General features: G+C 31.4%; 29 protein-coding genes and 1 pseudogene. 5 read left to right on the top strand and 25 right to left on the bottom strand.

Annotation, left to right across the window (positions count from 1 at the left end):
* Positions 1–50 precede the first annotated feature (50 nt).
* Positions 51–293 (top strand): NifU family protein, encoded by a 243-nt coding sequence (locus LQ679_RS05625; protein WP_025904405.1) that lies wholly within the window; start codon positions 51–53, stop codon positions 291–293.
* Between the two features lie 69 nt (positions 294–362).
* Here the strand turns inward: LQ679_RS05625 and dltD are convergent, their stop codons facing one another.
* The 8 genes from dltD to LQ679_RS05585 form a co-directional block, all read right to left on the bottom strand.
* Positions 363–1544, bottom strand: a complete 1182-nt coding sequence (dltD, locus tag LQ679_RS05620) for a D-alanyl-lipoteichoic acid biosynthesis protein DltD (protein WP_191835726.1) — start codon at positions 1542–1544, stop codon at positions 363–365.
* On the bottom strand, positions 1541–1777 hold the full coding sequence (gene dltC / locus LQ679_RS05615; protein ID WP_037588840.1) for a D-alanine--poly(phosphoribitol) ligase subunit 2: 237 nt from the start codon (positions 1775–1777) through the stop codon (positions 1541–1543). Before dltC ends, dltD begins: the two co-directional genes overlap by 4 nt.
* A 16-nt stretch (positions 1778–1793) precedes the next feature.
* Complete coding sequence (gene dltB, locus LQ679_RS05610) at positions 1794–3014, bottom strand: D-alanyl-lipoteichoic acid biosynthesis protein DltB (RefSeq protein WP_126477211.1); 1221 nt, start codon at positions 3012–3014, stop codon at positions 1794–1796.
* Entirely contained in the window at positions 3011–4471 is a 1461-nt protein-coding gene (gene dltA, locus LQ679_RS05605) for a D-alanine--poly(phosphoribitol) ligase subunit DltA (protein ID WP_126477212.1), read from the bottom strand. The genes dltB and dltA overlap by 4 nt, the downstream gene beginning before the upstream one ends.
* A 15-nt stretch (positions 4472–4486) precedes the next feature.
* Positions 4487–4630, bottom strand: coding sequence for a teichoic acid D-Ala incorporation-associated protein DltX (locus LQ679_RS05600; protein ID WP_078099933.1), 144 nt, complete (start codon positions 4628–4630; stop codon positions 4487–4489).
* 299 nt (positions 4631–4929) lie between these two features.
* A complete protein-coding gene (locus tag LQ679_RS05595) occupies positions 4930–5898 on the bottom strand; it encodes a 2-hydroxyacid dehydrogenase (RefSeq protein WP_126477213.1) in 969 nt (322 codons plus the stop codon).
* 22 nt (positions 5899–5920) lie between these two features.
* The gene (locus LQ679_RS05590; RefSeq protein WP_126477214.1) at positions 5921–6688 is read right to left on the bottom strand and encodes a TIGR01457 family HAD-type hydrolase; all 768 of its coding nucleotides are present in this window, start codon (positions 6686–6688) and stop codon (positions 5921–5923) included.
* A complete protein-coding gene (locus tag LQ679_RS05585) occupies positions 6675–7118 on the bottom strand; it encodes a DUF86 domain-containing protein (RefSeq protein WP_025904398.1) in 444 nt (147 codons plus the stop codon). Before LQ679_RS05585 ends, LQ679_RS05590 begins: the two co-directional genes overlap by 14 nt.
* A 108-nt stretch (positions 7119–7226) precedes the next feature.
* Between LQ679_RS05585 and LQ679_RS05580 the strand changes: the two genes are divergently transcribed.
* Positions 7227–7496 carry a DUF3055 domain-containing protein gene (locus tag LQ679_RS05580; RefSeq protein ID WP_025904397.1) on the top strand — a complete coding sequence of 90 codons (270 nt, stop codon included), beginning with the start codon at positions 7227–7229 and terminating at the stop codon, positions 7494–7496.
* Between the two features lie 429 nt (positions 7497–7925).
* Here the strand turns inward: LQ679_RS05580 and LQ679_RS05575 are convergent.
* The 10 genes and pseudogenes from LQ679_RS05575 to LQ679_RS05530 all read right to left on the bottom strand — a co-directional run.
* Positions 7926–8303, bottom strand: a pseudogene (locus LQ679_RS05575) (YutD family protein); the annotation flags it as partial.
* A gap of 12 nt (positions 8304–8315) precedes the next feature.
* A complete protein-coding gene (gene lipA / locus LQ679_RS05570; RefSeq protein ID WP_025904395.1) occupies positions 8316–9233 on the bottom strand; it encodes a lipoyl synthase in 918 nt (305 codons plus the stop codon).
* 76 nt (positions 9234–9309) lie between these two features.
* The gene (locus tag LQ679_RS05565; protein ID WP_239762237.1) at positions 9310–10641 is read right to left on the bottom strand and encodes a bifunctional metallophosphatase/5'-nucleotidase; all 1332 of its coding nucleotides are present in this window, start codon (positions 10639–10641) and stop codon (positions 9310–9312) included.
* A gap of 12 nt (positions 10642–10653) precedes the next feature.
* The gene (locus tag LQ679_RS05560) at positions 10654–11475 is read right to left on the bottom strand and encodes a sulfite exporter TauE/SafE family protein (protein WP_025904393.1); all 822 of its coding nucleotides are present in this window, start codon (positions 11473–11475) and stop codon (positions 10654–10656) included.
* An 11-nt stretch (positions 11476–11486) separates the two neighbouring features.
* Positions 11487–12335 (bottom strand): DUF72 domain-containing protein, encoded by an 849-nt coding sequence (locus tag LQ679_RS05555; protein WP_196307678.1) that lies wholly within the window; start codon positions 12333–12335, stop codon positions 11487–11489.
* 260 nt (positions 12336–12595) lie between these two features.
* Entirely contained in the window at positions 12596–13228 is a 633-nt protein-coding gene (locus tag LQ679_RS05550; protein WP_037588831.1) for an ATP-binding cassette domain-containing protein, read from the bottom strand.
* Positions 13225–13587, bottom strand: a complete 363-nt coding sequence (locus tag LQ679_RS05545; RefSeq protein ID WP_058591498.1) for a YxeA family protein — start codon at positions 13585–13587, stop codon at positions 13225–13227. The genes LQ679_RS05550 and LQ679_RS05545 overlap by 4 nt, the downstream gene beginning before the upstream one ends.
* The gene (locus LQ679_RS05540) at positions 13587–15590 is read right to left on the bottom strand and encodes a hypothetical protein (RefSeq protein WP_196307677.1); all 2004 of its coding nucleotides are present in this window, start codon (positions 15588–15590) and stop codon (positions 13587–13589) included. The genes LQ679_RS05545 and LQ679_RS05540 overlap by 1 nt, the downstream gene beginning before the upstream one ends.
* A gap of 315 nt (positions 15591–15905) precedes the next feature.
* Entirely contained in the window at positions 15906–17159 is a 1254-nt protein-coding gene (locus tag LQ679_RS05535) for an N-acetylmuramoyl-L-alanine amidase (protein WP_126476591.1), read from the bottom strand.
* Between the two features lie 20 nt (positions 17160–17179).
* A complete protein-coding gene (locus LQ679_RS05530) occupies positions 17180–17500 on the bottom strand; it encodes a phage holin (RefSeq protein WP_078099932.1) in 321 nt (106 codons plus the stop codon).
* A 142-nt stretch (positions 17501–17642) separates the two neighbouring features.
* Here LQ679_RS05530 and LQ679_RS05525 point away from each other — a divergent pair, with 142 nt between their 5' ends.
* Entirely contained in the window at positions 17643–17972 is a 330-nt protein-coding gene (locus LQ679_RS05525; RefSeq protein ID WP_126476592.1) for a helix-turn-helix transcriptional regulator, read from the top strand.
* Between the two features lie 31 nt (positions 17973–18003).
* A complete protein-coding gene (locus LQ679_RS05520) occupies positions 18004–18468 on the top strand; it encodes an ImmA/IrrE family metallo-endopeptidase (RefSeq protein ID WP_126476593.1) in 465 nt (154 codons plus the stop codon).
* A 54-nt stretch (positions 18469–18522) separates the two neighbouring features.
* On the opposite strand, the gene dgoD is transcribed toward LQ679_RS05520, so the two are convergent.
* Genes dgoD through LQ679_RS05495 form a run of 5 tightly spaced genes read right to left on the bottom strand, consistent with a single transcriptional unit; the run spans position 18523 to position 23326 of the window.
* A complete protein-coding gene (gene dgoD, locus LQ679_RS05515; RefSeq protein WP_126476594.1) occupies positions 18523–19671 on the bottom strand; it encodes a galactonate dehydratase in 1149 nt (382 codons plus the stop codon).
* A gap of 14 nt (positions 19672–19685) precedes the next feature.
* Positions 19686–20294, bottom strand: coding sequence for a bifunctional 4-hydroxy-2-oxoglutarate aldolase/2-dehydro-3-deoxy-phosphogluconate aldolase (locus tag LQ679_RS05510; protein ID WP_316251584.1), 609 nt, complete (start codon positions 20292–20294; stop codon positions 19686–19688).
* Between the two features lie 31 nt (positions 20295–20325).
* The gene (locus LQ679_RS05505; protein ID WP_126476596.1) at positions 20326–21279 is read right to left on the bottom strand and encodes a sugar kinase; all 954 of its coding nucleotides are present in this window, start codon (positions 21277–21279) and stop codon (positions 20326–20328) included.
* Between the two features lie 21 nt (positions 21280–21300).
* A complete protein-coding gene (locus LQ679_RS05500; protein ID WP_107565548.1) occupies positions 21301–22086 on the bottom strand; it encodes an SDR family NAD(P)-dependent oxidoreductase in 786 nt (261 codons plus the stop codon).
* Between the two features lie 19 nt (positions 22087–22105).
* On the bottom strand, positions 22106–23326 hold the full coding sequence (locus tag LQ679_RS05495) for an ROK family transcriptional regulator (protein WP_239762236.1): 1221 nt from the start codon (positions 23324–23326) through the stop codon (positions 22106–22108).
* A 231-nt stretch (positions 23327–23557) separates the two neighbouring features.
* Between LQ679_RS05495 and glcP the strand changes: the two genes are divergently transcribed.
* Positions 23558–24925 (top strand): glucose transporter GlcP, encoded by a 1368-nt coding sequence (glcP, locus tag LQ679_RS05490; protein WP_239762235.1) that lies wholly within the window; start codon positions 23558–23560, stop codon positions 24923–24925.
* A gap of 66 nt (positions 24926–24991) precedes the next feature.
* On the opposite strand, the gene LQ679_RS05485 is transcribed toward glcP, so the two are convergent.
* Together LQ679_RS05485 and LQ679_RS05480 are read right to left on the bottom strand one after the other, a co-directional pair.
* Positions 24992–25291 (bottom strand): hypothetical protein, encoded by a 300-nt coding sequence (locus tag LQ679_RS05485; RefSeq protein ID WP_159315262.1) that lies wholly within the window; start codon positions 25289–25291, stop codon positions 24992–24994.
* A gap of 13 nt (positions 25292–25304) precedes the next feature.
* Positions 25305–25514: a DUF6007 family protein gene (locus LQ679_RS05480; RefSeq protein ID WP_126476600.1), complete on the bottom strand. Its 210-nt coding sequence runs from the start codon at positions 25512–25514 to the stop codon at positions 25305–25307.
* Positions 25515–25683: the final 169 nt, after the last annotated feature.

Genomic DNA, 25683 nt, shown 5'->3' with positions numbered 1-25683 from the left:
AATAAGATTAATGTATCTAATAACACTTGATGAGAGGAGTATTAATATATATGGCTACCGAACAACAAACAATGTTTGATCAAGTTAGTGATGTACTCGAAAAGTTAAGACCATTCTTATTACGTGATGGCGGCGACTGTGAACTAGTAGATGTTGATGACGGGATTGTTAAATTACGTCTACTTGGTGCTTGTGGTACTTGCCCAAGTTCTACTATTACGCTAAAAGCCGGCATAGAACGTGCTTTATTAGAAGAAGTACCTGGCGTAGTGGAAGTAGAACAAGTATTCTAACTTTATAATTAATAAAAAATAGGACATCGTTTATAAGACGATGTCCTGTTTTTTATTTCCTAGGTAATATTAATGATAATGTCTACTCTCTTTTCCATCATATGTTCCATTGATGTGTTGTATCATTTGTTCATTAATATATACCCAGCCTTTCCATCCAATATGAACGGCATCTGTTATAACATACGGTTCATATTCTTTATCGGTTAAATCATATACTTTCATATCGTTCTTTTGAATCATATGATTGATTTTCTCATATACCGCTTCACGTTTCTCTTTATCGACATGGATATGGTCATACCATTTTCCATTTGCTGGAATAACGATAAACAATGGATCTGCTTTGGCTTCTTTTAAAGTATCAATTAATAATTGTAAATCATCAAATTCTTTCGAATGCATATTAAACTCGTAATTACGATTATATCTTTTACGTTGCTGCTTTAATAAGTGCCAATATTTATCATTCATACAAAATTTGTTTGTTCTTGAATGTTGTGCGCCATATTCAGAAGCGTATAACTTCAAATCATTCCAATTCATTTGATTAAAATGATGGTGCTCTTCTCTATGTAACTTTGCTTTTTCTTGTCCAAAAATTGATTTTAAAGCGTCGTGTTTTTCATAGATGTTTTTTTCAAAATCATTCATAAATGTACCTTCATCATAATGATGATTTTCTTTTTCTATGATTGATTTTAAGTATGGGTCTGATTTTAATTGTTTGAATTGCACTAATCTTTTAGCAAAACGATCTTTAATTTCTGGACTTAACACTTTATTTTTAAATAAGTGGTCAGCTTGTAATGGTGAAAATCGAGCACTAAAATTATCATTAGTCAGTCCATGATTCGTAAACCATTGTGGAGAAATAATAATCGCTATTTTTTTACCTTTCAGATTATGTGCTTGGCTCCCCATATTAATTGCATGAATTAAATCAGTTGATCCACCCGTACCTATTAGATATGGTTGTAATTTCGCTTTTTTATCATTCAAGATATACGCTGGATGGAAGATGTCTTGTTTTTCCAATTCACTTGATCCAAAGATTGGATAGAACTTTTTGCTTAATAACATTTCTTCTTGTGAGTGCACACCTTTTAGTACTGTATCATCTAAAGATATCGCTTCGTTATTAATACTGTCATACTTTGAAAATGATTTAATCCATTCCACAGGTACGAGTAAAAATAAACCGAATAATAATCCACTTATTAATAATGGTAACAATAACTTTAGTTTCATTGTAATTCCTTAAGTACTTCTATAATTTTATTTGGTGTTGCCCACTCATCTCTATCAAAATCAGTAATTGTCACATCAATGCCTAAATTATTTTGAATTTCTAATAATAATCCAACTGTCGCAAATGAATCGATAATACCTTCTTCAAATATTTCAATATCAGGATTTTCTTTAACGATATCATTTTCTGCAACTTCTGCTAAAATATTTAAAACACTCTCTTCAAAATTCATAATATATCTCCCTTATTTAATGTATTAACTTGCCTGAGAAAAGTAAAAATCCAAATGCTATACAATGGAACGTAATAAGAATTGCTACTATGTTCATAATGCTTGGATTCATCTTTATAGGATGTTTTTTACGCCATTGTTCATAATAGCCATATCCAATAAATAGCATTGCATGATATAAACCATACAAAATATAATGCCATTCAATACCATGCCAAATTCCCATAATAAAGAAATTTAAGAAAAATCCTAAATTAGATATTAGTAACTTATCTTTTAATAATTTTTCTTTAGATACCCAGAACACAAACCGCATATATACGCAATCTCTAAACCAAAATGATAAACTCATATGCCATCTATTCCAGAAATCTTTAATATTTTTAGCTTTAAATGGTTGATTAAAGTTAACTGGTGTTTGTACACCAAATAAATAACTAAATGCAATAGCAAATAAACTGTATCCTGCAAAATCAAAGAATAAATAGAAACTATAACCATACATATAATATAAGTAATTTAAAAATGTCGGATCCGTGTCTATTGGTACAACTTTTATGACATATTCATTAATGTAATAAGCAATAATATATTTATACAAGAATCCCATAAACACCATATGTATCGCTTTGATAAGCATGTCATAGTACTTTTCAGGTTCTATCGTCTTCTCTTCATCTTTAATAAATCGTTTATATCGATCTATTGGACCAGATGAGATGGTTGGAAAGAATGTGATAAAATCGATTAATTTCATCGTATCGATAGATTTTATTCGACTATCACGAATTTCCATAATGAGTTGAATACTCTTAAATGCAATATACGATATACCTAAGAATCCAATAAATTCAATGACTCTATTACCATGTATTGTAAGTTGATGTGTTCCAAGCCAGCTACTTTGTAATACTTTGACAATAATTAACGGTAATATAGATAACAATATTGCACTTACATATAACTTGAAGTTATTCGTTTTCTTTACGAGCGTGTTATAAGTTCTAATCAAAACAACTTGATAACATACGTACAGTGCAAAGAAAATAAGTTGATAACTTAAATATTGATTATCGAATAAATTTTTACTGTCATCCGAAAAAATTAAAACAAGCATAATTAAGGTTATTAACCTATTGTATATAAGACTTTTCTTACCGATTAATCCTAAAATAATTACGGGCAACATTAAGATTAAACAGATGTAGAAATAAGTAAAATCGCCATATGGTGTCATGAATTTAACCTCTCTAATACTTTGTTGCGATCTAATTTACCGTTAGCCGTTAAAGGTAGCTGTTTAGCATAACTGAATTTTCTAGGAATCATATATTCTGGTAAATGTAATTTCAATTCATGTTTCAAATGCATTGTCATGTCATTTTCACTATCTAGCTCGTCATCCATTGGTACAATCGTTGCATGTAAATATTGGATTTTCTCACCATGTTTAATTGGTGAAATGACAGCTTGTTTAACATCTGGTAAATGTTCAAGTACGCTTTCAATTTCTTCAAGTTCCATGCGATACCCATTAATCTTAATTTGGAAATCAATTCTTCCGTTAATGAACCAATAGCCATCTCGATAAGACGCTTTGTCCCCTGTATGATAATTTAATTGGCCATCAAAGATTTTAAACACTTTATTATGTTTTTCTTCATCTTTTAAGTAACCTTGGCTCACACTTTTACCAATAATAATTAATTCACCCTCATCTGTTAACTTCAATTCACTATTTGGGCGCACTTTGCCTATTGGTAAAGGTTTAAATTGATCCAGTATTTCTTGTGTGATTTGTATACTCGTTACAGCAACTGTAGCTTCAGTTGGTCCATATGTATTATAAATAGTCGATGTCGTAAACAAATCATGTAATTTCTGTGCTGTTTTATGACTTAATATTTCTCCACAGAAGAAGAACTGCTTTAATTTCGGATGATGTGTTTCATTAAAATTAGGCAATAAAAGACACATTTCTAAAAATGAAGGTGTAGATACCCAGCTTTCTACTGCTTTTTGTTCAAGTAATTCATATAATTGTTTAGGCTTTTCAATCATCTTCTTATCAACAAGTTGAAGTGTACCACCTGTCATTAAACATGGATAAATGGCCATAACAGACAAGTCAAAAGAAAACGGTGCTTGATTTAACCACATTTTGTACTCGCCTATTTGATTTAATTCCAGCATCCATTCTGTAAAATCAACAAGACTTTCATATCTTATTTGTACACCTTTAGGAAAACCTGTAGAGCCAGATGTAAAAATTGTATAAACAATATCTTTATCAGTTATTCTATTAAAATCTTGATCCACTGATTCAACAGCAAGTATTTCTTCTATTGTTATTTGATTTACATGTAAATTATTCAATAAATTTCCAGTTGTGTTCAAAATAAAAACAGGCTCAACCTTCTCAATGATATGCTCTATTCTTTCTAATGGAATAGATGTATCTATTGGAACGTAACCAATGCCTGCTTTCATACTCGCAATCATTCCCACAATCATATAAGGTGACATATGACCATAAAGTACTATAGGCTTTTCAGAACCTTTAATTAAAGTAGCTAATTTATTAGAATAAAGATCTAATTCACCATAAGTCATTACTTCATCTCTATAATTTATAGCAACCTTATCAGCATGCCACTTATTCATAAATGTTACTTTTTCTAAGATGTCATTCATAAAAGTTCTCCTTCATTAAAATTCATTATATATAAAATCATTACTTGCGCTTCCACCAGCGTAAATCCAAAATAACACAATCATGATTATTAAATAGAAAATCGTTAAACCAATCAGCTTAAAATTTTCAGAGTTTATAATATCCCTAATTTTTTCCATTGTTAATCTCCTTGTGTTTTAATTTTGTAATTATTCTATTTCATCATTATATTCTAAGCATAATGGAATATCAAGAATAATATGTAAAATTTTAGCAATATATGGCAATAAAAAGGGAGCGTGACAGAAATCTAATTTGTTAAAAAAGATTTCGTAGTCTCGCCCCGGCAAGGATGACTAGAGTTGAAAAAGCTTGATACAAGCGTATTTCAATTCAGTCATCTACTGCCAAGAAACTAAAACAGGCTGAGACATTCCATTATGTCCCAGCCTATTTTTTAGTTATTAATTTCGTTTAATTATTTTAATTTAACCGGCGTAATTGGATCATGGTTAGACATAATTTGTTTAGCATTATCCACGCATAGCTGCACCATTTTATCTCGAGTTGCAATTGAACTACTACCAATGTGTGGCACAACGATCACTTGATCCATTTTCAAAAATGGATGATCATCTGAAATAGGTTCATTTTCAACAACATCTAATGCTGCACCTAAAATTTCTTGTTGCTCTATTGCTTCAATTAAATCAGACTCTACAATGTGACCTCCACGTCCGATATTAATTAAAATTGCTGTGTTTTTCATTTTTTTAAATGTTTCTCGATTGAATATACCTTTTGTTTCAGGTGTTAATGGCGCTGTACAAACTACGAAATCACTTTCATTAAGCAATTCATCCAAAGTACGATATTCAACGTTTAATTGCTGTTCAGCTTCTTCTTTTCTAGAGCGATTATGATAAAGTACTTTGCAATTAAAGCCTTTCAATCTTCTAGCAAAAGCTTCTCCAATTGAGCCCATACCATAAATACCGACTGTTGAGCCGTGGACATCTTTTCCTGCTAAAAGATAAGGACCCCAGCTTTTCCATTCACCATTATGTACATATTGAACCGCTTCAACAATTCTTCTTGCTGCTGTCAACATTAACGTAAAGCCTAATTCGGCAGTCGTTTCTGTTAATACTTCTGGTGTATTTGTTACAACAACACCTTTTTCTTCAGCAAGTTTCACATCGATATTATCAAAACCAACAGCTAAATTGACGACACCTTTTATGCGCGTTGCATTGTTAAAAAATTCTTCATCAATTTGCTCGCTTAATGTCGTAATGACAATTGTTGCATCTTGAGAACGTTCTAAAAACGCTTCTCTAGGCATTGGTTCTAATTCGCTATTCCAAACATCTACTTCTGCATATTCTTTAATCTGATTGATAAACTTTTCTGGTAATTGTCTTGCAACAAGCACTTTCTCATTCATGTTCTCAGCTCCTTATGTGAATTTACTTAATCACTTCAAATAAATTCTTAACGCTATATGTTGGTAATACTTCTTTTTTATTAATTTCTTCTAAAGATGTTACACCAGTTTGTACATGTAATGTATCAATGCCACTATTGATTCCAGCTAAAATATCAGTATCATATAAGTCACCAATCATGACACAATCTTCTTTAGCATGACCAACTTTTTCAATAGCTTGTTCCATAATAATTGTTTCAGGTTTACCAATGAATACTGGCGTCTGTCCAGTCGATACACTTACAACGCTTGTCAATGAACCATTTCCAGGTAAAAATCCTCTTTCATTTGGAATCGAAACATCTTTATTTGTAGATATGAATTTCGCGCCATTTCTAACGGCTAAACATGCTACTGAAAGCTTTTCATAAGAAATATTCACATCTAAGCCCATTACGACATAATCAACATGTTCATCTTCTTTCACAACTAATCCAGCATCTTTTAAAGACGTTTCTAATCCACTTCCTCCTACCATATACACTGATGCACCTGGAGAAGCTTCACTTATATATCCAGCCGTTGCCATTGCAGAAGTAATCACATGTTCACTTGAAGTATGAAAACCCATATTATTTAATTTTTCTGCTACTTCAGCAGGAGTTTTTGATGAGTTATTTGTAACAAATAAATAATCTTTATTATTTTCATTTAAATAATTTATAAATTCGATTGCACCTTCAATAACTTCCGTACCTTTATACATTGTGCCGTCTATATCAATAAAATAACCTTTATAATCTTTCATTTTTATCTCCTTCACCAAAAGCTGTTACGGGAACATTTTCATTTTCTAAAAAATGTTTTGTATCTTCAATTGCTTGTTTATAAAATGGCGTCGCAATTTCAAAAGCTTTTCTTAATTGATCATGATCAAGATTTTCATAATTTCGAATAAGTTCTTTTCTGTAATCAATAGATGTTCTAATTGCTTCAGCCGTTGAAGGTTGGAATACTTTTTCAAGTTCCATAATATCAATTACATCTTTATAATTACCAGGATCTCTTAAAATAAATGCATCAATAATCAAATTCCCAATATCGACTACAGATTCAATCATCATATGTGCGATTCTTTCTAAAGCATATGGAGAATTTTTCTCGCTTTCAAAATCTACCGTCAATTTTTCTAAATAATTTAATTTTAAAGTTAAAGTTTTGCTATCTACGAAATACATGTAGAAGACCTCCTATCCATATATCATCATATCATAATTTTGAATTGTAGGGCATTGCTCTGTATACTATACAAGTAAAGAAAGATTTTTAAAAAGGAGTCGCTAAACATGATAGATATGTTCTTATATGATGAGCAAGATGAAGCGAAAATACAATTTGTAGGATTTGTCGGTGAACACAGTCGCTATGACTTAACACTGATTTATACAGATAGACATTATGGAAAAACAATGGTACTCAATACTCAAAACAATACATTTGGTATTATTGGTAAAGATGACTTAGAAGAAGAAGGCTATATTAGTCACATCCTCGGTTTAACAGAAGAAGAAGGCGAAGAAGTAACAGAATATTTACATGATGTTATAGATATATAGATTTGAATTAAGTATGTGATTAATATAGTGTGAGCGTTATTAGCAGTTCTGGCCGAAAGTGCTAATACTGATACCGTTATTAGCAAGTTTTGCCCAAAGTGCTAATAAGAAGTCCAGTAATGACAATTCTCAGTAGTTTTGTAAATAAGGCACTCCATAGTTACACTTCGACCGATTTTTGTAATTATGGACACCCATAGTAACACTTCCGCCGACTTTTGTTACTAACGCACCCGTCATTATAAACAACTTCATACAAAAATATTCACAACTCTCACTATAGCTCAATAAAAAAAGAGCCCGGAATTTTCCGGGCTCTTTCGTTTATAAATAATCTTTTAAAGTATTTTTAGATGTAGGTTGTTCTTCAATTAAGTCTTCTTCTATTTCTACTGTTTCAGCTTCTTGTTGTTTGTCTTGTTGTTCTTGTTTAGTGTTTTGCTGAATTGTTGGCTCTATTTTAACATCTTCTAATTTATGTTCTTCGTCTATGAAAGTTGCTTCTTCTGCTGTTAATTTAGATATCTCAGATTTAGATAATCGTCTTAACACAAAATATTTACATCCAAAATTACAATACTCTAGTATATAATCTTGAATGGCAGAGAATCGCTTATTTGCATCACTTTTTTTATTAGAATCATGATAAAAGCCTTTTAAACGAAGTTGCTCGTAACCAAAGTCACCAACAATAAAATCATATTTATCTAGAATTTCAGAATAACGTGATGTAAATTGTTCTTCATTGAAAGATTTCTGATCATCTTTAATCACTTCAAAATAGTTATTTTCTATTTTAGTTAACATTCAATCACCTTATTAGTTATTAAGTGCTTGTTCACCTAGAATATGTTTTTGTTTAGCAGCTTCATTAACTTGTTCATCTGCGTGATAAGAACTACGTACCATTGGACCAGCTTGGCAATGTTTAAAGCCTTTTTCCATCGCTACTTTTCTTAATTTACCAAATTCTAAAGGTGTGTAGTATTTTTGAACATTTAAATGTTTGCGTGATGGTTGTAAATATTGACCGATTGTCATAATATCTACGCCGTTTGCACGTAAATCATCCATTGTTTCATAAATTTCTTCAACTGTTTCACCAAGTCCAACCATTAAGCTTGATTTTGTAGGAATATCTGGGTACATTTCTTTAGATCTTCTTAAGAATTCTAATGTACGGTCGTATTTTGCACGTGCTCTAACTCTTGGTGTTAAGCGTCTAACTGTTTCGATATTATGGTTTAAAATATCTGGTTTAGAAGCCATTAATGTTTCTAAAGCTTCATAACTACCACCCATATCTGATGGTAATATTTCAATTGTAGTATATGGATTTAACTCTCTTACTTTACGTACTGTTTCTGCATAAACGTTAGAACCAGCATCTTTCAAGTCATCTCTTGCTACAGCTGTAATTACTACGTGTTTTAAGTTCATAAGTTGAACTGATTCTGCTACACGTTGTGGTTCATCTAAATCTAACTCATTTGGAAGACCTGTTTTAACTGCACAGAAACGACATGCTCTCGTACAAACTGCACCTAAAATCATAAATGTAGCTGTACGTCTTTCTCCCCAACATTCGTGAATGTTTGGACATTTAGCTTCTTCACAAACTGTATGAAGATTCTTCTCACGCATCATTTTCTTCAAGCCTGTGTAATTCTTATTCGTGTTTAATTTTATTTTTAACCAGTCTGGTTTACGTAATATTTCTTCATTTTTAGTAGCCATATACGTGAACACCCTTCTATTATTAATTTTCATCTTTATATATTATAACGAATATAAGTATAAATTTAAATGCTCATTACACTTTCTTTTCATGTTGTAATAACTTTTGTTCAAAAATATTTCTTAAAAACTCTGGCATAATATAATTTATATTCATATCTTTCAATATCGGGAAGTATCTTCCAAATGTGTACATATCAATTGTACCGAGCTTATATTGTTCGTGATCTTCTATTTCTTTACCGTTTACAAAACATTGACCTGTAGACTCAATATAGCCGATATTTTTAAATACATATCCGCCAAAAATATCTCCTCTAAAGCCAAATCCAAATGCTACTTCATCCATATAGGACTGTTCCATCGCTTTATAGATAATTTGTTTAAGTTCTACACCTCTTAAATCTACTGAAACAGTGTTTATAGGATGCGGCAACATTTGATGAATATCGTATTCTGTTAACTCATTACCCGTCTTACCTTTAACGATAAGACCTGCATTAATAATTGCACAGTCTGCTCCTGTAAATTCTAATACACTTTCGCATAATAAATCCGTTGTATAACTTGCACTGTTAAGTCGTCGTGGTAATGAAAAATTCCCTTTAAGAATCGGTTTATTTAATAATGCCTTACCTTTTTCTTCATAATCATTTGGTACTTCTTCAATTAAGTCAGAATTAATAATTACCGCTTCTTTATGGATAACTTTTTTATTTTCAATAACTAAATCTACTTTACCAACATAATGACCATATTTACCAGCTGCAGCCATCAACACACCATTTTGTTCTTCGCCATTTTCAAAATAATGATGTGTATGTGCGCCGAAGATAACGTCAACTTCCGGACATTCTTTGCAAATTTGCTCATCAAAGAAGATGCCAACATGACTTAATACGAGCAGTACATCATACGATTCTTCCACTTGCTCGATTTCATTTTTTAGCGCAAGTAATGGTGACGTTACTTTCCAATCAAGTCTTTCATAAATATGATTAAAAGGTGCTGTCAAACCAATCATACATACTTTAATACCATTAATATCTTTAACAACATGAGAAGTTATATGATTCGGTAAATTGCCATCTAAATCAAATAAATTGCAACAAGTAACATCGAACTGAGCTTCATCATATAAGTGGTTTAAGGCATCATGAGATATTGTCATACCTTCATTGTTACCTATTGTTACAACATCTACGTGACTGTCATTTAAAATATTAACATTTTCTCTACCTTGTGATGCTTCTGTTAAAGGATGAAATAAATCTATATGATCACCTATATCAATATATAGAGTATCATGCTGACAACGACTTCTTTCATCTTTAATATACTGAGATATTTTGGCATATGTATTTAAATGACTGTGTATATCATTTGTATGAAATATCGTGAGCTTCACAAATCCAACTCCTTATAAAACACTTTTTATAATCAAATATATACCTAAGATTAACATTGTAAATCTTAAAATTAAAACGACAGTGTCTGACTTCATTCTACTATTTATTCTTACACCAATTTTTGCACCAAAGTAACTTGAAATAATCAATACAATCGCATGTACCCAAAGTACATTACCTTGCACAATGTGGCTGACAGAACTTGATAAACTTGAGAAAAATATCATCATCATACTTGTACCAACAGCAACGTGTGGTGGGAATCTAAATACAATAATCATCAATGGTGTCATCAGTGCACCACCACCGATACCGAATAAACCAGTCGTTATACCAACAATAAATGATGAAACAATAGCAACAAACGGTGGTACACCGTATTTATGATGTTCGCCATATCTATCTGTAAAAGATTTTAAATACTTTTCTTGTTGGAAATACTTTATTGGTTTCACATGATTACGTATCATTAATACGATAGAAATAAAGATTAAGAAAATACCAAAGTACAAATTAAATGAATCTAAAGTAAAATACTTACTTAAATATGCACCGAGTAAAGCACCCGGAATAATACCCACTAAGAATATCAATCCATTTTTTACATCAACTTGCTTCGTTTTCAAATAACCTAATGTTGCTGTTAAACCCGTTGTAATTAAAATAACAGATGATGTACCAATCGCTCTTTGTGGTGTCATACCAGACAATAATTGATGGTCTATACCGAAATATACGAGTGACGGAACAATAATAATTCCGCCACCAATTCCAACTAACGCCCCTAATATTGCAGACGATACACCTATAATAATTAACACTAAATATGCCATACCTGTCACCTCTAAAATAATTTAAGTTGCTTAGGCGCTAAACCTTCGTATTCTATATCTAATAACTTTTGGTAAGTTTTGGCATTTTGTGCAGCATGTCCACCAGAATTATTATTAAATACTACATAAACATCTTTCGCTTTATGCTCTAAAATTTTAACTTTATCAGCTAACTCTTTAAGTTCTGCTTCATTATAATTATATAAATATCTGACATCACGCCACTCTTGATCTGTCATATCTTTCTTCGTCCATCCGTTTACATTTCGACCATGATAACGGACGAAAGCAACATCATGCGTAATGCGATTAACAAGTGGTATAGACCCTTCTCCACTCTGCGGTTCATCACAAACACTGTGAATAAATTTCATTTCGGTTAAAAATTCCAACGTATACTCTTTAACATCTTCTTTAAACCAAGTACGATTACGGAATTCGATACAAACGTCAAAATCTTTTAATTGCTCACGTACATAACGTAAATAATTAATATTTTGAGGCTGTAAATCAAACCAAGGTGGAAACTGTACGAGAATCATCGCTAACTTTCCTGATGCTTTCAACGGTGCCATCGAATCTTTAAATAAATTAAATAATGTCATTTTGTCCTCAGCAAAATCAGTTACCTCAGCATGACCTGTTAACGCCTGATGAATCTTAACAACAAACTTAAAATTATTAGGCGTTTCCCGAATCCATTTTTCAATATTTCGTTGCGGTTGAATCGCATAATAAGTTGCATCTAATTCCACAATAGGAAAATGAGCAGCATATGCTTTTAACTTTTCTTTTTTATTAGACAGGTCTTCATATAAAGAATCATGATCTCCCCATCCAGTTAGGCCAATTTTTATCATATCTCATCACCATACTCATCATACCACACAGAGTATTTATAGTTCAGTTTGTTTGATTAAAATTATGTAAAACTATGAATGAGCAGTAAAGAATCGTATGTCGTTCGTTACACTTCTTATACAATCTGTAATTATAAGCCGTCTTAGTTACACTTCCGCCGACTTTTGTTACTAAATTCACCATTCTTTTCAACTCATAAAAAAATAACGGCTATGACAAACTATAATGTCCTAGCCGTTTTAAATGTGTATCAACTCATTCATGTAGCAAGTTGTATATTTCTATCACAATATTTCATAACTTCCTCGTCATGCGTAACAATTAATATAGTAGATTTACCTTTAAATTCTGATAAAAGTTCAAGTATTTTATATTTATTATCATTGTCTAAAGCACCTGTTGGCTCGTCTGCAAAAATGATTAGAGGTTCTTTTAATAGTAACCTAGCAATTGCGACTCTTTGTTGTTCTCCTCCACTTAATGTATAAATTTTAGTATTAAGTGGTTTATTTAATCCTACTTTTTTCATGACATCATTTTTCAATACTTTTTTCTGTGATTTACTCAATTTTTTATAAGTTAGTACGATGTCCAAATTATATTCAATCGTTTCATGTGTGATAAGTGCGTAGTTTTGAAACAAATAGCCTAACTTATTTCGATATAAAAGCATCTTATGTTTACGTTTCATCTTAGTTATGTCATCACCATCAATATAGATAGTGCCACCATCAATTTTTTCTAAGCCACACATACAACCTAATAAAGTAGATTTTCCCGAACCACTTCTCCCAGTTATGGCGACCATTTCACCTTTGTTAATATTCAAACTCAAATCACTAAATAAATTAACACCATTAAATTGTTTTCTTAAATTATTTACACGGATCATTGTTTAATCATCTTCTCATACTCAGATTTACTAATATATTCTATAAAATAAACCCATTTACCTTTGTGATCGATTTTGACATATTGTTCAGAAGGGCTATGACCTTTAAAGTCCAATAGGTAGTTATTTTTATGACCATTTTCATCATAAGATTCAATATCTTTATAATCTTGGATATTTATTATTTCTTGTTTACTTAAATGTTCAGCATCGCTACTATATGGAACCTTAGCATAACTCCACCCTCTTTTAACAAAGGGATTTACTACATCCAATTTTTCATCAATATTTTTCATCGTAAATAAAATTATACAAATAATCATAATGCTTGCTATTAATGTATAAATTAACTTTTTCATTATTGAGTCTCACCTCTTCTTGCATCTTTCAACAAATGATATTCATATCGATTAATAAAAATCATGACAGAAAGTAATTCGAAAAGAATGATTGAAATCATTAATTTGAATGAAATTTCTACAATATCAAAAAAATTCACAATAAATAATGCTATAAATGTAGAAACTAAACTATTTATCACAAAACTTATATGCTTTTTAAAAAAAGAATCTCCATGAATAGTTCTTACAAATATCACTTTTTTCTCTCTATCACAATAAATATTAATAATAAATAGATATACTGAAATTAATATTATGATTCCTAGTATAGAGGTAGTAACAGAAACAAATAGATTACGTTTTATTTTATTATATTCAGTCAATACACTACTATAAGCATTAGTCAAACCTTGAATTTCTGTATCAAACTTATTATTATCTAGTTTACTTTTAATTAGATCATAATCATTAAAGAGCAATAACCCTTGTGATGTAGCAGAACTATAGAAAGAAATTGGATAATAACCTTTAGGTAATATTATTATTACTGGATTATAAGATATAACCTCTTTACTATATACACCTGTACTATAGTTAAATAAATTATAATTATTTTTTATTTTATGAACTTTGATATCTAGATACCTTTCTTTATTAGGAACTTTCTCAATTTCATCATAAAATTCAATCTCTTCTTGTAAATCTTTTTTTATTTTATTTATATTCTCTTTGGAAAAACCATTATCAGGAATTAGTGCTGTAATTTTTGAAAAATCTACTGATTCTTTGTTTTCTATACTAATTTTATTTCTATCAATAAAAGTCTTATTTACATAGATAGCATTATCTAAATCATATTTCTCCCCAGATTTTTTCCAATTATAATGTCTATGAAATGTAAGCATCCAATTCTTTTCAGGAATTTTGTTTAATAAATTTATCACTTCTTGATCTGAATATTTAAACTGTTTCTTACCTGTTTCTATTTCATTTGTTGTCAAATCAGCAATATATAAATCTTTATTCTTAAACCAATGCTTTTCACTGTTAACAATGTCAACCGTTTCTATGTAATTATGTATTGAAATCGATATAACATTGAGTAATGTTAAAGTCACTATTAACTTAATTATATTTGGTAAGTATTGGAACCTATTGCCAACACCTTCAAATTTTATATATTTTTGAATATTAAAAGTTTGTTTAGATACTAACCAGTAAGACATTAGCGATACCATAATCAAAATAATATAAAATATTACTACACAAATTAAATATGACCAAAAGATATATCTGATTTGTGCCAATTGATTATATAAATATAATCCAATAGTTGCCTTTAAAGTTATTATTATGAAATGTGAAACAAAGATTTTCGTAATTTTTAATAATTGTAAAGCTATAATTTTTGACGATGTGAATCCATGTATTCGTTTAATAGACATTTCTTTCACTGAAGCAAGTTGATCATATAAAATAGCTATGAAAATTATTACTAATAAAATTATGAAAGTAGAAGGTAATTGATGGGTACTTATATATTCCAATATTATTAAATGTAATGGAAATTCATAATCTTCAATTGTTAAACCTTTTTCTTCTAATGTTTCATAAAAATCACTCTTGGGATTCTCTTTTATAAAAAAAGTTGTTCCAACCAAATTTACTTTACCCAAAATTTTATTATCTGGTTTTATAATTTGATATTTCTTGTTACGATTAAATGCTTTTTCATTAAAATTAAGTTTCTCGTTCAAATTATATTGAGATAAATATTTAGTTTTACCATTATCATCATAATTCCCATTTACTCGAATCATCGAAATATTATGTTCAGTAGAAAGTTTAACTAATAACCTATTTATTTCTTCTTTATTATGTTTCTTGTCCCACTTTGCTATAACTAATGCTTTGTTGTATCCTGGCAATTTAATATCATCTATATAATTATAAAAATTTAAGAATATAAAAGTTATAATACCGAATATAAGAAATATAGTAGTCTTTGTAATTTTCTTCATTTATAAACTCTCCATAATTGCTATGTTGGATTACTTTCTGCACATATTTTTGCCTCTCCCCTTATCTATATATTAAGTTCAAGTTATTCAAGACGTCTTAAGAATAATATATTTAATTCATAATATTCTGCCAATTACTTTTTATACAGTTTTTTACAATTAAAACCCTCGCTATTTGTTTGTTGATAGCGAGGGTTTTGTGGTATATTTAATTTATTCGGATACCTTACATAATGTTATTTAATGATGGCCGTCATTGTATAATTTTTATGGTTAAGGTATTTTTTTCTGCGTTTTTGTTCATTATTTTGTCTCCTATTTTAATTTCAATACTTGTCCGATTTGTATGACATCTGATGTTAATCCGTTCAATTTCTTTAATGTTGCTACGGTAACGCCTGTTTTTTGACTGATACTCCACAGTGTATCTCCTGCTACGACTGTATATGTTGTTGGCTTCGTATTGAGGGCACCGCCGTTAATGGCTTCTGCTAGTGATTTAGTATATGCATTTAAATTATTTTTAATGTAATTCATATCTTTTGTTGAGGTAATAAATCCTAATTCTACTAATCGGTAATTGATATATTCTGCTTTAGCAACGTTACAATGTAATAGGTCACTTCTTTCTGTAATGCCTCTAACAGTACCTACATGTTTTTTCACTGCTGCTTGTAATGCTGTATCAATACTGTCTGCTGCTAATCCACTTGGAATAATAACATGACCTCCTGTAGCTGATGCGGCTGCTGAATCTAAATGAAATTCTACTACAATTTCATAACCTTGTGATTTCACCCAATATAATCCGTAATCTGTTTTATTTCCGACTTGTTCACCGTATGCTGTGTCTTGATACATATCTTGGTCTTTACCATATATTCCAACTGTATGACCTGCTTGTTTTAAATAATTTGCTACTCTGTCTACGATATTCGCTCTAATAAAATCTCTTTCATTTGTTCCATTTCCTACTGCGCCCGGATCATTATATCCATGTCCTGCTACAATCATAATTTTTCTACTCATTTTAACGGCTCCTTTATTGTTAGATTGATCTAATTTTTGATTAAGTTTGGATATATCATAATTTTCAATTGGCATACCACTGCACACTCTTGTTACTTCTTTAGAAATGTCTTCACCTTTTCGACGTAATTGGATATGCAAATGTTCACTCATCGGATTATTGTCATAATTACTGTTGCCTTGTAAACCAATGATGTCACCTTGAATGACTTTATCACCTTTAGAAAATTGCAATGTATCTCTTTGCATATGTCCGTAAATCCAATCATTGCCATTACTATCTCTAATTTCAATTGTGCCTCCGAAATTACCAAATGGTTCACTTAATATAACTGTTCCACTTGTAACTGCTGGAATTTGATTCGTTTCATTACTATAGACATCAAAAGCTCTATGATAACCACTACAATAGGCATCATAATTTATGCCATCTTCTCTGTAATTTCTGTATCCATAGTTCTTCGGATATTGATTGTACGTTCTTGGGTCAGATGAAATTTCCCATCCTTTTTTAGTTAAATATGTTATAGCTGTTAACATTCAATCATCCTTTCTCATTTTTATTTTTTACCAGATTCTTTTAAGAACTTTTCTTGTTCACGTGATTGATTTGTAAAAATGAATGTGTTTTTCCAAATACCATAAAGCACAAATACAATAGGTATCCCTGTGTTTAATACATTCATCCATGCATTTAACTTTTGAGGGTTCAACCATTCTACCGAAATACCAGATGCATTCAATGCTAAATATAGTGCACCTAAGAACCCACCTATCATTGCGATAAATTGTTTAACTTTGTCTGGATCAATTGGGATTCTGTTATCTTCTTCGGAATAATTCAAATTTACTTTATCTGTTTTGAAGTTCATTTTAACCATGTGTCTCACCTCCTTGGTTACACTATAATATAACTTTTGGTTGACGTCAATAACTTTTAGTTATATTTTTCTGCAAAATTATTGATAAAATATAACTATAGGTTATAATAATAGTATCAATCATATAAGGAGCGGGAAACTTATGGTGTCTCAAAATAAACTCTCTGAACAAATAAGTTTATTAAGAACTAAAAATGGATGGACGCAACAAAAATTAGCAGATGCGTTACAAGTTTCAAAACAATCCATTTCATATTGGGAAACAGGAAGAAAAGCACCAAAGATGAAGAAAATAGAAGAAATGGCAAAGTTATTTGACGTGAGTGTCAGTTATATTTTAGACGGGGAAGCTAAACAATCTTATAACTCTACTGCAGAAACGATTGCCGCACATTTAGATGGAGAATTAACAGAAGAAGAATTGAAGAAAGTATTAGAATATGTTGATTTTCTAAAGCATCAAAACAAATGATTTATTAAATGGATAATATGGTGGGGATAATTTGAATAGATATGAAAAAACACTTATCAATAATGAACACATCGTGATTAAAGAAACAAGTAACCTTCCCAATCAACTGAAAGGTTTATATGTAGATGGATTAATTTTATTGAAAGATAATTTATCTAACAAAGAAAAATTAGAAGTGCTAGGAGAAGAGTTAGCCCATCATGATATATCTTATGGAGATATTCTCGATACAAGTGAATTATGGAAATGGAAATTTGAACATAAAGCAAGAAGATTAGGATTTGAAAAAATTATACCTCTAAAAAGTATTGTGCAAGCATACCAATCAGGTGTCCATAATAAATTTGAACTGAGTAATTATTTAGACGTATCTGAAGGTTATATAGATGAAGCTTTAGAACATTACAAACAAAAATATGGATTAAGCACATGGTATGATCATTATTTAATAAAGTTCAACCCACTTCAAGTTTATGAATATAGAGAAATCAATTAAAGGCTGAGACGTCATTGTCTCAGCCTTTAATCATGTTATAAATATACGTTATATTTACCATTCTGCAATGCTGCCATCTTTATGTCTCCAAATTGGGTTATGCCAATCATGCCCGACTTCCGCCATTTTTCTGACATGTGCTTCATCAATTTCTACACCAAGGCCAGGCTTTTTAGGAATATCTACATATCCATCTTTAAATTCAAATACTTCTTTGTTTGTAATATAGTCTAGAATATCACTGTCTTTATTGTAATGAATGCCTAAGCTTTGTTCTTGAATAAAAGCATTGTGACAAGTTGCATCTACTTGTAGACATGATGCTAAAGCGATAGGTCCAAGTGGACAATGAGGTGCAGCACCTACATCATAAGCTTCTGCCATAGAAATAATTTTTTTACATTCTGTTATACCACCAGCATGTGATAAATCAGGTTGAATGATATCGACAAATCCACTTTCTAAAATAGGTTTGAAATCCCATCTTGAAAATAGTCTTTCCCCAAGTGCTATAGGAATAGTAGTCGTTTGACTAATTTCTCTAACCGCTTCTATATTTTCACTTAACACAGGTTCTTCTATAAACATTGGATTGTATGGCTCTAATTCTTTCGCTAAGACTTTAGCCATTGGTTTATGAACACGCCCGTGAAAATCAATTCCAATACCTAAGTGATTGCCAGCTGCTTCTCTAATGCCAGCTACACGTTGAACAACACTTTCTATCTTGTCATAACTATCTATATATTGTAATTCTTCAGTTGCATTCATTTTGATTGCTTCAAAACCATTTTCAAAAGCTTTTTTAGCAGCGTTCGCAGTATCTTGAGGTCTGTCACCACCAATCCATGAATATACTTTCATAGATTCTCTACATGCCCCTCCTAATAATTCATGAACAGGCGCGTTATAATATTTACCTTTAATATCCCACAATGCTTGGTCTATACCTGAAATGGCACTCATTAAAATTGGACCACCTCTATAAAAGCTACTTCTATACATCATATTCCAGTGATCTTCGATATTTAAAGGATCCTTGCCAATCAACTGTTGCATAAATTCATCAACCGCTGCACCAACAGTTTGAGCTTTACCTTCAATTACAGGTTCACCCCATCCAACGATACCTTCATCCGTCGTAATTTTTAGAAACAACCAACGCGGTGGTACTTGAAACAACTCATAGTCTACAATCTTCATGTTAGCACTCCTCTTTAATGTACTTTGTTATAAAATGCTTGTGCTTTTTGTTCTAGTTCTTCAAAATATGCTTTATTCGTTTCTACTTTCGTATTAACTAAAGCACTTCCTAAACCGACACCAACTGCTCCCGCTTCAATAAAGTCAGTAACATTGTCTATACTCACACCACCTGTTGGTAAAAGTGGAATATGCGGTAATGGACCTTGTAAATCTTTAATATATTCAGGACCTAAACTTGTTGTTGGAAAGACTTTAATAATATCTCCACCGTATTCATAAGCTTCTAAAATTTCCGTTGGTGATAAAGCACCTGGTATACTTACGGCACCGTATTTTTTACTCATGCGAATCGTATCTTTATCTACCGTTGGCGATAATATAAACGTTGCACCACTTAAAATAGCTAACCTTGCTGATTCTGCATCTAAGACTGTACCTGCTCCGACTACAACTTTATCCTTCATTTCATTAGAAATCAGTTCAATAGATTCTAACGCTTTAGGTGAATTCATCGTAACCTCAATCGCTCGAATACCTGCTTTATATAACGTTTCTACGATTGGTAAAATATCATTGGGTTTTGCATTTCGTAAAATTGCGATTAATTTAGTTTCTTTGATTGTTTGTAATGTATCTATTTTAGACGCCTCCTTATCTAATTACATCATCTACATGACCTGTATGCTTCATCTGTTCAATTTCTTCTTTAGTTGGTAAGCCTTCAACATCACCTTTAACCGTTGTCACAAGTGCACCAGCATTACAAGCCTGTTCAGTCGCTTCATGAATGGATAATCCTTCTATAATACCTGCAATTAAACCTGCCGCAAAGCCATCTCCAGCACCAACAGGATCAACCACTTCTATTTCTTTTGAAGCTTTTGCATAACCTGAAATGTCGTTATGTACATAGTAAGCACCTTTACTTCCTAATTTAACAACTACTGTTGATGCACCTAAATTAATAATTTCTTGAGCGATTTCTTCTTCAGATTGTGTATTGAATAAAAATGCCCCTTCACTCGTTCCTGGCAACACAATATCACTTAAAGCGATTAATTGTTTTAATGTCTCTTTCGCTTCATCTTCAGACCATAATTTGAGTCTTAAGTTTGGATCGAAAACAATTTGTAATCCTAATGATTTTGCTGTCGAAATGAGTTTAAATATTGTTTGTTTACAAGATGCACTTAAAGCAGGCGTAATACCTGTGACATATAAATATTTAAATTGAGCGACATAACTTTCATCTATATTTGCTTCAGACATTAGACTAGCTGCTGAACCTTTTCTATAATAATGGACGCGTGTTTGATCTTGTCGAAATTTCTCTTTAAGAAAAATGCCAGTTGACGCCTCAGATATTAATTTTACAGAATCTACATTAATACCTTCACCACGAACAAAATTTAAAATCTTCTGTCCTAATTCATCATTTCCTAATTGACTGATCCAGCCAGTTTTAACACCAAGCTTTTCTAACCCAATAAGCGTATTTGTTTCAGCCCCAGCTATATGCGTTGAAAAGTCTTGAGCATAACGCATTGGTCCTACTTCTTTAGGTGCAAACACAACCATCGTTTCTCCAATAGACAATACATCCATCTTCATGACCCTCCTTATAACTTAATAGCCGTCTGCGTTGTATAAACGTGCAGATAAACCACCATCAATGACTAAGTGTTCACCTGTCATCATTTCAGAATCATCAGATGCTAAATATTGCGCTAATTTACCTATATCTTCTGGTTCATTAATTCTTGATGTCGCGTGTAAATCTAAGACACCTTGTCTCACTTCATCTTCGTTTTCCATTGAATCAAACCAATTTTTTAAATGTGATGTGTTCGTAAATCCAGGACATATCGCATTAACACGAATATTGTATTTACCTAAACTTAATGCCATACCTCTTGTCATCGCATTAACGCCACCTTTAGCTGCAGCATACATATCAGTATCTGGTAAAGTCGCGATTGAGTGGTTTGAAGAAATATTGATAATAGAACCGCCACCTTGTTTCTTCATTTCTGGGATGACATGTTTAGAACATAAGAATGTTCCTCTTAAATCAATATTGATAATAGAATCCCAATCTTCAACTGTTGCTTCTTCAATTGATTTAAACACTGTGATACCTGCATTATTAACAAGTGTGTTGATTTTTCCATAATGATTCACTGTTTCGTTAACCATATTAATAATACTTTCTTCTTTAGATACATCTGTTTCAACAAAGTATGCGTCGCCACCGTTATCGATTATTTCTGCTACTGTTTCTTTACCAAACTCTGGATCAATTGTCGCAACGACTATCTTTGCGCCTTTACTGCCAAGTTGTTTTGCAATACCTTTACCGATACCTTTTCCTGCGCCAGTTACAATAATGACTTGTTCATTTAATTCACTCATTTATAATTCCTCCTTATATTCATTTATTTGGTTTTGGTAATGAGAATATTTCTTCTACAATTAAAGATGCTGCGCCAATCGTGTATAAATCGTCCCCTAAAGCAGAAGTTACGATTGGAGTCCCTTTCGCATCTTCCCCCATTACTTTTAACCGAATGATTGCTTTAATTTCTGGTAGTAAGAGATGACTAATTTTTGTTAAACTACCACCTAATACAATAAATTTTGGTCCAAATAAATTGATTAATATTGCAAAGCCTAAACCAAGATTCCTACCAACTTCTTTAGCAATTTGGACACATAATTCATCGCCTTGATTCACTGCCCCATAAAAATCTTCAATACTTAATTCATCAATTTCAGACTGTACATTTAATATTTGACTTTTAAGACCAATTTTTAATTGACGCTTAATCATTTTTAAAATTGCTGTTTCTGAAGTCAATGTTTCTAAACAGCCATAATTACCGCAAGAACATAATGGACCATCTGGATCTATCGTGACATGTCCAATTTGACCTGTAATATGATGATTGCCTCTTAAAATCGATCCATTATTGATAATACTTGCACCCACACCATAATCCACGATGACCGATATAAAGTTTGTTTCTTCTTTGCCTTGACCAAACCACATTTCCGCAAGTGCTGCACTATTACAATCATTATCAATTAAGACCATCAAGTCTGTTTCAGATTCTAATATCGATTTAATTTCGATATTTCTCCATCCTAAGTTTGGCGCAAAGATATTTGTACCATTTTGAGTATCGACCAATCCGTGCATGCCTACTCCAATACCTAGAACTTCAATTTGTTGCGCTGAATATTCTTCTGCAATTAAACGAATTTCTTGTCCTAAATAAACAATCATGTCATTCGGATCTTTTTGTAAATCCATTTCTATTTGTTTCTCAAATAGGATTTCCGCTCTTAAATTGCTGACAATAATACTCGTTCTATATGCACCAATTTCTAAACCAATCATCACTTTTTTCTCTTTATTAATATCAAGTGGTATAGGTTGTCTGCCTCTAACTTTTCTTTGCATTGCCTTCTCTTCTATCCATTGTTCATCAATTAATATTGAAACAATTTCTGAAACTGAAGGTCTTGATAAGTCAATTTTATTCGCAATTTCTACTCTAGAGATTGGTCCATACTTTTGAATCGTCCTTAATACAAGTTGCTTATTATAATCTTTCATTAAATTAATATTGATCCGAGATGATTGCTTCACGACACCCCTCCTTAACTTTAAGTAAATTAAAATAACTAAATAGAATATATTTATTCATATATTACTTGATTTTCTATTTGAAAAGGCTTACATTAATAATTAAATCAGATTCAAAGTGTAATTACAACTTTTTTAGTTATCTTAAATAATTAAATACCATCAACGAGCTTCAACCTTTTATTTTAACTAAAGTTTCTGATGGCGTTATTCAAATTACATGGGGGTAATAAAATGGAAGCAAGCAATTTTAGAACGAAGTTAATTTTCTTCCTAGGTGCTTTAGGTGGATTGCTTTACGGATATGACACAGGTGTTATATCTGGCGCGTTGCTTTTTATAAAAAATGATATACCACTCACAAGTTTCACTGAAGGTTTAGTCGTGAGTTCAATGTTAGTCGGTGCAATATTTGGCTCAGGATTCAGTGGACCACTATCGGATAAACTCGGTCGAAGAAAGCTCGTATTTGTTATTGCGATTGTCTTTATCGTCGGTGCATTAATTCTATCATTAGCACAATCAATGATTATCCTAGTTATAGGTAGATTTATAATCGGGTTAGCAGTCGGCGGCTCTACTGCGATCGTGCCAGTCTATTTATCAGAAATGGCACCTACTGACACGAGAGGTTCTTTAAGTTCATTAAACCAACTGATGATCACAATAGGTATTCTTGCTTCATATTTAGTCAACTATGCGTTCGCAGATATGGAAGCTTGGAGATGGATGGTTGGATTAGCAGTTGTACCTTCTGTCATCTTAATGATCGGTGTTTACTTTATGCCAGAGAGCCCTAGATGGTTACTTGAACATAAAAGTGAAAAAGCCGCTAGAAAAGTTATGGCAATTACAAGAAAACAATCAGAAATTGATAAAGAAATTGATGAAATGAAAGAAATCATTCATATATCAGAAAGTACATGGACAGTCTTAAAATCCGTTTGGCTAAGACCCGTACTTGTTATAGGCTGTATATTTGCACTACTGCAACAAATCATCGGCATTAATGCCATCATTTACTATGCACCAACAATCTTTAGTAAAGCAGGTTTAGGAGATGCAACAGCTATTCTTGGAACAGTCGGCATCGGATCAGTCAATGTAATTGTAACGATATTTGCAATATATATAATGGATAAAATTGACCGTAAAAAACTACTCATTACAGGTAATATCGGTATGGTTTGTTCATTACTTATTATGGCAACACTCGTATGGACAATCGGATTACATTCAACAGTCGGCGCATGGATTATTGTCGCATGTTTAACATTGTTCATTGTTTTCTTTGCATTCACTTGGGGACCAATCTTATGGATCATGTTACCAGAACTATTCCCAATGAGAGCAAGAGGCGCAGCAACAGGTATCGCGACATTATCCTTATCAATAGGTAGCTTATTAGTCGCACAATTCTTCCCACTGCTCACATCAGTAATGGGAATCGAACAAGTATTTCTAATCTTTGCAGTCATCGGTATACTTGCAATGATATTTGTCATTAAATACTTACCAGAAACAAGAGGCAGAAGCCTTGAAGAAATCGAAGTAGACTTAAGAAATAGAACATCATCCGTTACATTATCTAAAATTGATTAAGTCATAGAAAACCCCGTAGAAATTCTACGGGGCCATCTTTATATGGTAGTATTATAAATCCAAAATTCACTTCTTCTCTATCATTATAAATAAGGCATAAAACATTAAGAGTACTGAAATACCTAATATAATAGAAATGATTGATAATATAAAATTAAAATCATAAACTATATCTCCAGCAACAATTAACACTGTTCCCAAAAATAAACAAGTAGCAAATATGTATGAGATTTTAGCTATATTTTCTGGCTTTACTTTATCATGCTCTATAGAAGCAATAATATTTATATTTTTAGATATTGCAACGTATATAGAAATGGTTAAAGAAATTACTAATATACATATATCTAGTATGATATTAAACACTGTCTACCTCCATTTACTTGTTAGCTTTATTCCTTTTATAATCTTTGATTAAGTAAAATAAATGTGAAGCACCTAAGCAACAAAAAATAACTATAACTATATTAACAATTATACATATCATATTCGAATTAGGTAAATACGAAAACAAAAACACAAATGGTATAAAGCATATAATTTCTAGTATTGTTATATTTTTAAAAATTTCTTTTAAGTTATTCAACATTGATCACCTCATTATGATAACCTTGTAAGACTTCATTTTATATTTCCTTAATTTGTAAAAATAATACCACAAACATATAAATAGGTATATATTTTCTATATTAAAAATATCTCCCATCGATTTTGTTAAGTGCTGACGCCTGAGGGAATAGTATGAGTGAGAGACTATT

The organism is Mammaliicoccus sp. I-M35, from assembly GCF_022386455.1.
GTDB classification, from domain to species: Bacteria; Bacillota; Bacilli; order Staphylococcales; family Staphylococcaceae; genus Mammaliicoccus; species Mammaliicoccus sciuri_A.
The sequence above is the reverse complement of the archived record's forward strand: the minus strand, read 5'-3'. Positions and strand labels throughout refer to the sequence as shown.

Excerpts from the sequence above, each read along its gene's own strand:
- LQ679_RS05580 (WP_025904397.1), top strand. The coding sequence starts at position 7,227 with ATGATAGATATGTTCTTATATGATGAGCAAGATGAAGCGAAAATACAA.
- LQ679_RS05585 (WP_025904398.1), bottom strand. The coding sequence starts at position 7,118 with ATGTATTTCGTAGATAGCAAAACTTTAACTTTAAAATTAAATTATTTA.
- LQ679_RS05595 (WP_126477213.1), bottom strand. The coding sequence starts at position 5,898 with ATGAATGAGAAAGTGCTTGTTGCAAGACAATTACCAGAAAAGTTTATC.
- glcP (WP_239762235.1), top strand. The coding sequence starts at position 23,558 with ATGGAAGCAAGCAATTTTAGAACGAAGTTAATTTTCTTCCTAGGTGCT.
- LQ679_RS05540 (WP_196307677.1), bottom strand. The coding sequence starts at position 15,590 with ATGAAGAAAATTACAAAGACTACTATATTTCTTATATTCGGTATTATA.
- dltD (WP_191835726.1), bottom strand. The coding sequence starts at position 1,544 with ATGAAACTAAAGTTATTGTTACCATTATTAATAAGTGGATTATTATTC.
- LQ679_RS05535 (WP_126476591.1), bottom strand. The coding sequence starts at position 17,159 with ATGTTAACAGCTATAACATATTTAACTAAAAAAGGATGGGAAATTTCA.
- LQ679_RS05625 (WP_025904405.1), top strand. The coding sequence starts at position 51 with ATGGCTACCGAACAACAAACAATGTTTGATCAAGTTAGTGATGTACTC.
- dgoD (WP_126476594.1), bottom strand. The coding sequence starts at position 19,671 with ATGAAGATTGTAGACTATGAGTTGTTTCAAGTACCACCGCGTTGGTTG.
- LQ679_RS05600 (WP_078099933.1), bottom strand. The coding sequence starts at position 4,630 with ATGGAAAAAATTAGGGATATTATAAACTCTGAAAATTTTAAGCTGATT.
- dltB (WP_126477211.1), bottom strand. The coding sequence starts at position 3,014 with ATGACACCATATGGCGATTTTACTTATTTCTACATCTGTTTAATCTTA.
- LQ679_RS05480 (WP_126476600.1), bottom strand. The coding sequence starts at position 25,514 with ATGTTGAATAACTTAAAAGAAATTTTTAAAAATATAACAATACTAGAA.
- LQ679_RS05505 (WP_126476596.1), bottom strand. The coding sequence starts at position 21,279 with ATGGATGTATTGTCTATTGGAGAAACGATGGTTGTGTTTGCACCTAAA.
- LQ679_RS05530 (WP_078099932.1), bottom strand. The coding sequence starts at position 17,500 with ATGGTTAAAATGAACTTCAAAACAGATAAAGTAAATTTGAATTATTCC.
- dltC (WP_037588840.1), bottom strand. The coding sequence starts at position 1,777 with ATGAATTTTGAAGAGAGTGTTTTAAATATTTTAGCAGAAGTTGCAGAA.
- LQ679_RS05590 (WP_126477214.1), bottom strand. The coding sequence starts at position 6,688 with ATGAAAGATTATAAAGGTTATTTTATTGATATAGACGGCACAATGTAT.
- lipA (WP_025904395.1), bottom strand. The coding sequence starts at position 9,233 with ATGGCTACTAAAAATGAAGAAATATTACGTAAACCAGACTGGTTAAAA.
- LQ679_RS05555 (WP_196307678.1), bottom strand. The coding sequence starts at position 12,335 with ATGATAAAAATTGGCCTAACTGGATGGGGAGATCATGATTCTTTATAT.
- LQ679_RS05500 (WP_107565548.1), bottom strand. The coding sequence starts at position 22,086 with ATGAGTGAATTAAATGAACAAGTCATTATTGTAACTGGCGCAGGAAAA.
- LQ679_RS05545 (WP_058591498.1), bottom strand. The coding sequence starts at position 13,587 with ATGAAAAAGTTAATTTATACATTAATAGCAAGCATTATGATTATTTGT.
- dltA (WP_126477212.1), bottom strand. The coding sequence starts at position 4,471 with ATGAATGACATCTTAGAAAAAGTAACATTTATGAATAAGTGGCATGCT.
- LQ679_RS05550 (WP_037588831.1), bottom strand. The coding sequence starts at position 13,228 with ATGATCCGTGTAAATAATTTAAGAAAACAATTTAATGGTGTTAATTTA.
- LQ679_RS05560 (WP_025904393.1), bottom strand. The coding sequence starts at position 11,475 with ATGGCATATTTAGTGTTAATTATTATAGGTGTATCGTCTGCAATATTA.
- LQ679_RS05525 (WP_126476592.1), top strand. The coding sequence starts at position 17,643 with ATGGTGTCTCAAAATAAACTCTCTGAACAAATAAGTTTATTAAGAACT.